This is a genomic window from Oleiphilus sp. HI0132 (assembly GCF_001635845.1).
Window position 1 is genome coordinate 1 of record NZ_LWGJ01001021.1, and the last position, 8,389, is coordinate 8,389.

10 protein-coding genes are annotated in these 8,389 nt (G+C 44.4%); 5 read left to right on the plus strand and 5 right to left on the minus strand.

Going from position 1 to position 8,389, the window contains the following annotated elements; all coding sequences use genetic code 11:
* Window positions 1–93 precede the first annotated feature (93 nt).
* From A3766_RS11585 to A3766_RS11595, 3 genes are all read left to right on the plus strand, one after another.
* Window positions 94–423 carry a hypothetical protein gene (locus A3766_RS11585; RefSeq protein ID WP_068509717.1) on the plus strand — a complete coding sequence of 110 codons (330 nt, stop codon included), beginning with the start codon at window positions 94–96 and terminating at the stop codon, window positions 421–423.
* Window positions 424–560: 137 nt separating this feature from the next.
* Entirely contained in the window at window positions 561–977 is a 417-nt protein-coding gene (locus tag A3766_RS11590) for a hypothetical protein (protein ID WP_068552917.1), read from the plus strand.
* Between the two features lie 106 nt (window positions 978–1,083).
* Window positions 1,084–2,337, plus strand: coding sequence for a methyl-accepting chemotaxis protein (locus A3766_RS11595; protein WP_068642241.1), 1,254 nt, complete (start codon window positions 1,084–1,086; stop codon window positions 2,335–2,337).
* Window positions 2,338–2,347: 10 nt separating this feature from the next.
* On the opposite strand, the gene nadE is transcribed toward A3766_RS11595, so the two are convergent.
* Together nadE and A3766_RS11605 are read right to left on the minus strand one after the other, a co-directional pair.
* A complete protein-coding gene (gene nadE, locus A3766_RS11600) occupies window positions 2,348–3,187 on the minus strand; it encodes an ammonia-dependent NAD(+) synthetase (protein ID WP_068642243.1) in 840 nt (279 codons plus the stop codon).
* A 64-nt stretch (window positions 3,188–3,251) separates the two neighbouring features.
* Window positions 3,252–4,079 carry an outer membrane protein assembly factor BamD gene (locus A3766_RS11605; RefSeq protein ID WP_068514606.1) on the minus strand — a complete coding sequence of 276 codons (828 nt, stop codon included), beginning with the start codon at window positions 4,077–4,079 and terminating at the stop codon, window positions 3,252–3,254.
* A gap of 222 nt (window positions 4,080–4,301) precedes the next feature.
* On the opposite strand from A3766_RS11605, the gene rluD reads away from it, so the two are divergent.
* Both rluD and pgeF read left to right on the plus strand, forming a co-directional pair.
* Window positions 4,302–5,246, plus strand: a complete 945-nt coding sequence (gene rluD / locus A3766_RS11610; RefSeq protein WP_068514603.1) for a 23S rRNA pseudouridine(1911/1915/1917) synthase RluD — start codon at window positions 4,302–4,304, stop codon at window positions 5,244–5,246.
* The gene (pgeF, locus tag A3766_RS11615; protein WP_068514602.1) at window positions 5,243–6,013 is read left to right on the plus strand and encodes a peptidoglycan editing factor PgeF; all 771 of its coding nucleotides are present in this window, start codon (window positions 5,243–5,245) and stop codon (window positions 6,011–6,013) included. Before rluD ends, pgeF begins: the two co-directional genes overlap by 4 nt.
* A gap of 15 nt (window positions 6,014–6,028) precedes the next feature.
* Here the strand turns inward: pgeF and A3766_RS11620 are convergent, their stop codons facing one another.
* From A3766_RS11620 to A3766_RS11630, 3 genes are all read right to left on the minus strand, one after another.
* Window positions 6,029–6,976 (minus strand): VanZ family protein, encoded by a 948-nt coding sequence (locus tag A3766_RS11620; RefSeq protein WP_068514599.1) that lies wholly within the window; start codon window positions 6,974–6,976, stop codon window positions 6,029–6,031.
* On the minus strand, window positions 6,977–7,801 hold the full coding sequence (locus A3766_RS11625) for a DUF2059 domain-containing protein (protein WP_068642245.1): 825 nt from the start codon (window positions 7,799–7,801) through the stop codon (window positions 6,977–6,979).
* A 191-nt stretch (window positions 7,802–7,992) separates the two neighbouring features.
* The coding region (locus tag A3766_RS11630; protein ID WP_197479550.1) for an FKBP-type peptidyl-prolyl cis-trans isomerase at window positions 7,993–8,389 on the minus strand (397 nt) is incomplete at its 5' end.

An 8,389-nucleotide genomic window follows, 5' to 3' on the forward strand; every position in this document is an offset into this window, starting at 1 on the left:
ACATTAAATAACAAGACTTAACACACTAAAAATTATAGTTAACTATAATTCGCCGCGAGTTTTTAGCCCTATCAACCTGCTTCGGAGATCTGAATGATTCGTACCTTAACCAGCTCGTTAAGTGCTTCACATGTTTTTCTATGCACCACTATCGCTATCACTCTTTTTTCGCCCAATAGCTTCGCCAACCCGCTCATGAGCAAAGAACAGTACGCCGACTATAGCGTACGCTATCAATGCGCCGAGATACTGTTTCATAATAATCTACAAAAGAAAGAAGCTGAACTCATTAAAATTGAAGACCAGTACGGCTTAACCGACGATAACTTTGATGCCTTTGACGAACTCATCACCGAATACGAGCGTGACGACACTTTGCTCGATACTGTCCGAGAACGCATCACTAAAGAATGCTCAAGCTAACAAAAAGTAAGAGGGCTCTATTCAATGAGCACTTTCCTGTCACAATTTCTAATGGTAGAAACTGTCTTTCCCAAGCACTGTATATTCCAAACATATTCCCTGAGTTACTATAAGACACCTAATCAGAGGAATACTAAATGACTAACGTAGCCGACTATTTATTACTTACCGCAGCGTTTTCCTTACTGCTGTCTCTTGCCTTGGCTTGGTTAGCCTCCTTTATCCTTTACGCTGATATAAAAGCACTTAAGCGTCTATTTCCTGCTAGCCACCAGCTTATCCGAGCGCATATTGATTACATCTTGATGTGCCTATTGCTGGTAGCCTGCTATTATTTGAATGAAAAGCTTAGCCTAGAACTACCCGGCTGGGTCATTTACACCACGTGCTTTGGAGCACTGTACAACCCTTTCGGCTTCATTGTGCTAGCTATAAAACCTCACATGGCTAAGCCTAAGTCGACTAGCGATAAAGCCCGCATTCTTCTAGGCTTCTTACCCGCGACAATTGGCTACGGTTACATTATGTGGCTTACCTTGATCACATTATTGTAAGCCCAGTAATCAAACCGCTTCTTCGAGATGGTAAGTCTGTGGTTATTAGCTATGCTAAGGGGTAGAAACAAGCTTATTCAGCTCCATTACAATACAAAGACCACAAATGAAAGCATTCTCAGCACACAACTGCCTGGTTATCTTACCGGCAACTCTTCTCTTTCCTTTAAGTTATTGGTTTGTAGGCGCTAGCACCGAAAACAGCTTACTAGCGTATATCTTGACTACCCTGATATGCTGCACATTGTCTTTGGTTTGGTATCAAAAAATAGTTATTTCACCCATAAACGCAGGAATCTCTGCATTAAAAGCGAACCTCGAAGAGAAGTTTTCTTACTCGACGCAATTAAATACCCAAAACATGTCTGGCGCGCCCAAAGAGTTATTTGAAATTTTGAATCAGCGCCTGAGCAATGCTGAGCAGGCTATACAGGGGATTCACCTTAGAGCCTCCCGCTTGCTCCCTATGAGCGCAGAATTAACCGAAACCTACAGTGCCATGAGCCAGAATACGATAATGCAATCTCATCACGGCGGCGTGTTGAGTGGAGCAATAAATGATATGGTCATGGCGACCGAAAACATCGAACATGACATTGGAGATATCAATAATCATATTCTCGAAATGAATAGCGAGCTCAATAGCTTTGGCGAGCACCTACATGCAACAACTTCCTCAATTGATACCATTGAAAAGCGCATATCTGAGTCGAATGAAGTATTAGATAAATTGCGTAACGATAGCGACCAGATCAACCAGATTATCACCGAGATCACCAGCATCGCAGAGCAAACTAACCTACTGGCACTCAACGCAGCAATCGAAGCAGCCCGTGCAGGCGAACAAGGTCGGGGTTTTGCCGTCGTTGCCGACGAAGTACGTTCACTGGCCGAGAGGACTCAAAGTTCAGCCGAACAGGTAAAAAGTATCGTCGATAGCATCCACACGAGCACACATGATGCCTCCAGTGTTATGCAGTCCAGCCAGAAAGACATTCAAATAACCGTTCGAAGTGCCCAATCCTCGAAAGAAGGCTTAAGTAAGACGGAGCGGGCTATCAAAGACATTATTTTATTGGCACAAAAGATCAAAGACGCCATGGCCTTACAGTGTGAAACAGAAGAAAAGTCAAAACGCTCTGCTGATGCGATCAGCAAATTGAATAGCGAAGCTTTGCAGCATAACTTCCTTCAGGCGATTACCAGCGAAGACCTTAAGAAGTTATCCGACAGCATCAGCGCTAATTTATCTTCAATTCATATCGACGAGGTTCTCAGCTCTACAGACCGTAGAACCAAAATCCGCCAAGAGAGAAAAGAAGTTAGCCAGTCAGATACAGATGAATCTGTTCTATTCTAAGGCCTAAGGCTTAGTCGTAGATACTAGGAATAGGCTGGCGCTTGTGTTGGGTGCTTTGATAAAGCTTCATCAAGCGCTCTTCAGCCCATTCTTCGATTTCTTTTCCTTCCAAAAAATCATCGATTTGATCATAGCTGATACCCAATGCGTCTTCATCTTTCTTGCCCGGTTCGTTGGACTCAAGATCTGCAGTTGGGGCCTTGGATATAATAGCCTCTGGCGCGCCAAGAAAGCTTGCGCAAGCACGCACCTGACGCTTATTCAAACCAAACAAAGGGATCAAATCCACTGCACCATCACCGTATTTGGTGAAAAAGCCGGTTATATTTTCTGCAGAGTGATCCGTTCCCAATACCAAGCCACCCAAAATACCGGCGATATGATATTGGGCAACCATCCGCTCTCTCGCTTTGACGTTACCTTTTGAAAAGTCCAAACGTTGATCGGAAGCATGTAACTGGTCTACCGAGTCCAGTGCTGCAGTCACCTCTTGATGGATTGCATCGGAAGCTGACTTTACGTTTACCGCAACTGCGTGACTTGGTTGAATAAAGTCAATTGATAGCTGCGCATCATGCTCATCAGCCTGCTCGCCATAAGGTAGCCGTACTGCAACGAACTGGAAGCTATGAGGGTGAGCATTTTCCTGGTTAAGCTGATCAACGGCCATTTGCGCCAACTTTCCACAGGTGCAAGAGTCGATGCCACCACTAATGCCAAGCACCAAAGTTTTCAAACCTGAATCTTTCAATTTCCGCTTGATAAATGCAACACGCGTATTGATTTCCTGCTCAACATCTATCTCAGGCTTAACTTTCATTTCTTGCAATATTTGCTGACGTAGACTCATTCTCTTAACCAACCTTTCTATAAAAACAGTGCCCTTGTAAGAGCCTTTCAATTAAAGAAAATCCTTACTCAAATAAACCAAACGATATGACGCTCAATAGACTGCGGCTATGTTCAAGCTTATGCATCGCCACAAACTCGCCGCCATCATCAAAGCCTTTACCTTTTGGAAAGTTTTCTCTTAACACAGCCAAAGCATCATCTGCCTGTGAAGGAAGATCCAAATACCGATAAAGCGAAACCATCATAATTAAGGCCTCTTCGACACTTGGCGACGCGGGGTAATCTTTAACAACATAGGCTGCCCGGTTTGCCGCTGCCAGATAGGCTTGGCGTTTAATATAATATCGTGCAGCATGCAGTTCATAAGCCGCAAGACGATTTCTGATTTGTATCATTCTCTTTTGCGCATCTGCAGCATAGCTACTATCGGGGAAGCGAATTAACAGTTCAGAAAAATCTTTAAAGGCCAAACGCATATGCCCCGGGTCACGCGAGGTAATATCAACCGACGAAAAGTACTGACTGGAAACACCGATATCCAAATGATAGTTCGCTACTCCTCGTACATAATACGCGTAATCCACGCTCGGGCTTTGAGGGTGTAAACGAATAAAACGATCGGAAGCGAGAATCGCGCCTTCTAGATCTAGCCCACTATAACGCGCATAGATTAAATCTAACTGAGCTTGCTCAGCATATTGCCCAAAGGGGAAACGGGACTCCAACTCTTCTAGAGCGATCGTTGCTTGAGGAAAGTTCCTTAACTTGATCGCTCGTTTAGCATCATCATACAACTCTTGTTCTGTCGATTCTTTTTTCGGAGTGGAACTACAAGCAGAAAGAAACAGGACTGCTACCAGAGAAATCACGAGTGCAAAGTGTGAACGCATAATTGGATAAGACTTCTTGAGAATAATTGGAAAATGGTATTCGTTTTCTACACATTTTAATAAATGCTCACCAGAGATGCTCTCGGTGAGGTTATAATAGCCGACATTATTTCATATTTTACATTTTGCGTGTATGACAAATAATCAAACTTGAGGTTTCAACTCCCTTATAAGTCATAATTATTCAGTCTATCCCGTGATTTCTTTACATATCGAGACCTTATGAGCCAAATTATTGAAGCTGACTTTGTTGTTCCATTAGAACTATCTGGCATGCGTTTAGATCAGGTCATTGCTGATTTTATGCCTGAGTATTCTCGCTCACGCCTGCAACAATGGATTAAACAAGGCCATATTCGCGTAAACGAAGAAATCGCGCGGTCCAAAGACAAAGTCAAAATAAATGATCTCATTGAAGTGAAAGCCGAGCTTGAAAGTCAGGGAGAGTGGCTTGCTGAAGACATCCCGCTTGATATCGTTTATCAAGATGAAGACATTCTGATCATCAACAAACCAGCTGGAATGGTAGTTCACCCCGCCGCCGGTAACCACTCAGGCACTTTAGTTAACGCCTTGCTGCATCACTTTCCTGATATCAAAGCCGTTCCCAGGGCCGGTATCGTTCACCGCCTGGATAAAGACACGACCGGTTTAATGGTGGTCGCTAAAACACTAACAGCTCACGCCCATATTGTTGAACAACTTCAAAGTCGCGAAATGGGCAGAGAATACGAAGCTATCGCTGCAGGAGTCATGACGGGCGGCGGAACCATCAACGAGCCTATTGCACGCAGCCCTAAAAACCGCAAAAAGATGGCCGTCAACCAGTTCGGCAAACATGCGGTGACTCACTATCGCGTTTTAGAACGCTTTCTCGCTCACACTCACATACGCGTTAAATTAGAAACTGGACGAACCCATCAAATTCGCGTCCATATGGCACATATTAAACACCCGCTTATAGGGGACACCACCTATGCAGGAAGAATGAAACTTCCAGCCGGTGCAAGCGATGAAGTAAAAAATAAACTTAGGCAATTTGAACGACAAGCATTGCATGCTAAAAAATTAACCCTCATTCACCCTCAAACTGGTGAGGAGATGAGCTGGGAAGTCGATTTACCTGAAGATATGCAAAACTTACTAGCGGTGCTAAGCGAACAATGAGCCCTTGCGACTTACCTACAACATGGTTAAAACCTGAATGGCCCGTCGCGAGTCAAGTAGTCGCCTTTACTACGTCTCGCTTGGCTCCCGACACGATGCCAGATAGCAAGCTAAGCAGCTACCAAGACTTTAACTTGGCCCTACACGTCAACGATAATGAACAAACTGTACGACACAACAGGACAGTACTTGCGTCCCACTGCGCCTTAAATGCAGAGAATATTCATTGGCTGGAGCAGATACATAGTAATACTCTTGTTCAGGCCGAAAGCTCATCTATCAGCACTCAAGCAGACGCAAGTTATACTCGCAAGCAGCAAGAAGCCTGTGTCGTTATGACGGCCGACTGCCTTCCGGTACTGTTCTGCAACAAACAGGCAACGCAAGTCGCTGCCGCACATGCGGGTTGGCGAGGCTTAGCTTCTGGCATCCTAACTAAGACTGTAGAAAGCTTTGACTCACCCAATGAAGTAATTGCCTGGCTTGGCCCGGCAATCAGCCAAAAGGCATTTGAAGTTGGCGACGATGTCTATACAGCATTTTGTAACAAAGACCCCGAAGCCGCTCAAGCCTTTATCCCGGGAAAGGAACCAGGAAAATGGTTGGCAGATTTATACCTACTTGCCCGGATTGAGCTAAAAGCCATTGGAGTCAGCGCGATTTATGGCGGCACGCATTGCACCTTTCTTGAAAACCAACACTTCTATTCTTTTCGCCGTGATGGCCAAGTCTCGGGTCGTATGGCTTCTCTGATTTTCTTGCGCTAGAGTTTGGGTAAGGAATTAATCAGATTCTAAACGAATATTATCAATGTAAACCGTCAACTCCTGCTTCGGCTTATACATATAAAGCATCAGATCTACAACCTGTCCCATTTCCATTTTTCTGGTCTGTAAGCCATCACGAACCTTATCTAAGGGAATACTGTATTGATTCAGACCTTGAGCAATACGTACTCTAGTCTTGAAGCGATCATGATATTGATTCTGGTGTTTCATATCATGAATTCGCAGCACGGCATTTAGCGTCTCTGGTGCTTCAGAGTAGATCTCGAATTTTAGTCGATCATAATCCTGCCAGTCTCGATGCAAGTAGGCGAAACGCATTCCGGGATAGAGGGCATCTTTATTAAAGCGAAGCTTTCCAACCTGAGATTCATTAGCCCAGTCACCAGGTGCTTTGACAACTTCAAGCTCACTGCCATTTTTTGCTAACACAATTTGAGCCCAGCCAAAACTCTCGAAGTTCGCGATCACCGGAAATAAGCGATCAGCCTCCAGCTTCACATAACATCGATAAGCTGGGTAAAGCAGGCTTGCCAAAATCAAAAACAAAGCTATTCCCTGCATCATCATTTTCCGGCTTCTGCTAGTACTTCGAAATCGAGCGAGATACCACAGCAATGCAGCCAAACAACCAAAAACATCGTAAACAAAGTCTATTAAGCTACGCTCCCGGCCTACATAAGGCTGAACCAGCTCAACCAACAAACCAAACGAGAGGCAAAATAAAAGAAGGTAAATCAGCTCTTTTAAGGGCCGAAGCTGAGCAAAAAAAACCAGCAGCAGATAGGTCGCTAAACCGAAGACCAAAGCATGGCCAGAGTTGATCAAATGAGGATAAACCAAACCTTCAGAAGGCAACAAACTGAAGAACAATAAGCAAGCGAGTAGTAATACGCCACTTGGCAGTGCTTGCTTAATAGTCTGAAGGCTTATATCAAATAACATTTATTTTGCGCTAGAAAGCCCGGACACCAACTCAGAAACAAAACCTTGAATATACAAATCGACAATATCGACACCTACCTGCCAATACGCCTGACCCGGCTTACTCTTTAAAAATGTAATGTAGGCAGAGAGGTCCTCATCATTCAAATTACGATAGCTGTAATTTGCGCCCATCAACATAAATTCGGAAAACTGCTGACTTAGCATTGGTTCCATGCTCTGCCACTCCTGATTCATACGAGCTTCTAAAGCAGCTGCCTTATTTGGATTAATAACAGCAACCGCTTCCAAAACCGAAAAATACACGCCTTTCATTAGCTGAATAACAACCTTATCAGCATTCAGAGCTAAAGAAAGCTTCTCTAGCAATTGCGCTCTATCCTGCTTAACAGACTTGAAGCTTTGCTCCTGAAAATAGCGTTGCATCTTCTGCTGAGCTTCTGGTGTACTGGCCGCCCGTTCCTCTGTACTGATGCGTTGACCTAAGGGAGAAGCCAAGAACTTAATCGCCTCAGACAAATCTTCAGCACGCTGATCCTGACTCAAATAAACCATTGCAATCTGTTCACCATCAACCTTTTTCGCTGCATGAGTCACGGCCGCACTGGTCTTTTCAAAACTGACGGAACTATTGACTGACAAACGTTTCATATCAAGCTGCTGCCCCATAGAATCAGGCAAAGAAGCAATCAACTCACTCAAGCCAGAGTCATGAAGAAACTGCTTCGCTTCCTCGATACTCAAACCTTTAGCCATCAGGGGTGCGGCGTGAGAAACAAATACAAGTAATAGGAAGGCTAAAGCCCTGTTTACCAATGCGTTCATGGAAAATTCCTTTGGAAAGCGCTGACCATTTGAAATCAGTAAATAATTTTCTGCCAAGAGCAGTTAATGCAAGAATATCATAGCCCCAGAGAAAGGGAGCAGGATTAACAAAGGGTAAGGCTTTGAGGGGGGGAGAGTATAAAGATATTGAACCTCATGCGTAGCGAGACGCATGAGGGAAAGCTATTTATCTAGCCAACAATTTCTAGCAACTCGATATCGAATACCAAAGCTTGGTATGGGCCGATATCGGCGCCAGCACCTGCTTCGCCATAAGCAAGGTGATATGGAATGTATAGCTTCCACTTAGAACCCACTTTCATTTGCTGAAGTGCTTCAGTCCAACCAGCAATCACGCCACCAACAGGAAATTGAGCTGGTTCGCCACGGTCATATGAGCTATCAAACTGCTTACCGTCGATCAAGGTACCACGATAGTGAGTGCTTACAACACTTTCAGCTGTTGGTATATCACCTTCACCGGCAGTGATTACTTCGTACTGAAGACCGGACTCTAGAACCGTCACTTCATCACGCTTAGCATTCTCTGCCAAGAAAGCTTCACCTTCACCCGCAAACTTCTTAGCT